Source organism: Oscillatoria salina IIICB1, from assembly GCF_020144665.1.
Taxonomy (GTDB): Bacteria; Cyanobacteriota; Cyanobacteriia; order Cyanobacteriales; family SIO1D9; genus IIICB1.
The window spans coordinates 1-1125 of the sequence record NZ_JAAHBQ010000148.1 but is presented as its reverse complement, the minus strand read 5'-3'; the positions used below and the strand labels follow the sequence as shown (position 1 = coordinate 1125).

Annotated in this window: 2 protein-coding genes; one reads left to right on the top strand and one right to left on the bottom strand. The window is 46.2% G+C overall.

What is annotated here, in order from left to right; all coding sequences use genetic code 11:
• Positions 1-105 precede the first annotated feature (105 nt).
• Positions 106-249, top strand: coding sequence for a hypothetical protein (locus G3T18_RS24545; RefSeq protein ID WP_224413224.1), 144 nt, complete (start codon positions 106-108; stop codon positions 247-249).
• 87 nt (positions 250-336) lie between these two features.
• Here the strand turns inward: G3T18_RS24545 and kdsB are convergent, their stop codons facing one another.
• The gene (gene kdsB / locus G3T18_RS24540) at positions 337-1068 is read right to left on the bottom strand and encodes a 3-deoxy-manno-octulosonate cytidylyltransferase (protein ID WP_224413223.1); all 732 of its coding nucleotides are present in this window, start codon (positions 1066-1068) and stop codon (positions 337-339) included.
• Between the last annotated feature and the right edge of the window lie 57 nt (positions 1069-1125).

Below are 1125 nucleotides of genomic sequence, written 5' to 3'. Positions count from 1 at the left end.
TGGAGAAATCCTGTTAGCCAACGAAGATTCGTTGAATGAAGAATCCACGTCCTTCTAGGGCGTGGAGCGTCAAGTAGGAAGAGTTGAAAACGTGAGATCGTGCAGATGAATATTTCGCGCAAACGATTGGAAGAAATCCAAAATATTCCTGATTCTGCTATTGATACCTCAGATATACCTGAGTTAGGCGATCGCTTTTGGAAAAATGCCAAAATCGTTAAACCGATTACTAAAAAAAACAATGCCTAACGCCTGAAGGCGCGGCTACACGGGCATAGACGCGGAGCGGCTTCTCGAAGAGTAGCCTGCGAAGGCAGGCTAAGATTTTGGCATAAATTAGTCATTGGCGACCAATTTTTGGGCTAAGTCTAAGTCTTCGGGTGTGTTGACTTCAATTACGGCTTTTGCTGTCTGACAAACGCGAATTGAGTAACCGTGTTCTAAGACTCGTAGCTGTTCTAGTCCTTCACAGTGTTCTAAGGGCGTTGGTTTGAGTTGGGCGTATTTTGCTAAAAAATCACGGCGAAAGGCGTACAAGCCCAAATGATGCCCAACTGGGGCTTTTCCTGGATGGCGATAGTAGGGAATTGGGGAACGAGAAAAATACAGGGCGCGGTTGTGGCGATCGCATAATACTTTAACTACATTGGGGTCGCTATAACCTGTTTTTTCGTCTAAGGGACAAGCTAATGTGGTCATATCGGGATTTTCGCCGTTGAGATAAGGTTGAATTAACTCACTCAACATTTCGGGAGTGACGAAGGGTTGATCTCCTTGAACGTTCGCGATCGCACTTACTTCGGGATATCTTTGGGCTACTTCTGCGACTCGATCTGTCCCGGAAGGATGTTCGCTGGAGGTCATTTCTACTTTACCGCCAAATTCGCGCACGCAGTCGGCAATTTTGACGCTATCTGTAGCTACGACTACTTGGGAAAATAAGTCACATTTACTCGCAGCTTCATACACCCATTGCACCATTGGACGAGAGCCAATTTTGGCTAAAGGTTTACCGGGAAAGCGTTGGGAAGCATAGCGGGCGGGAATTACAGCTAAAATTTTGCTCATTAGATTTCAGGTGTCAAGTTTAACGATTACCTCTCCCCCAACCCCTCTCCTGCAAGG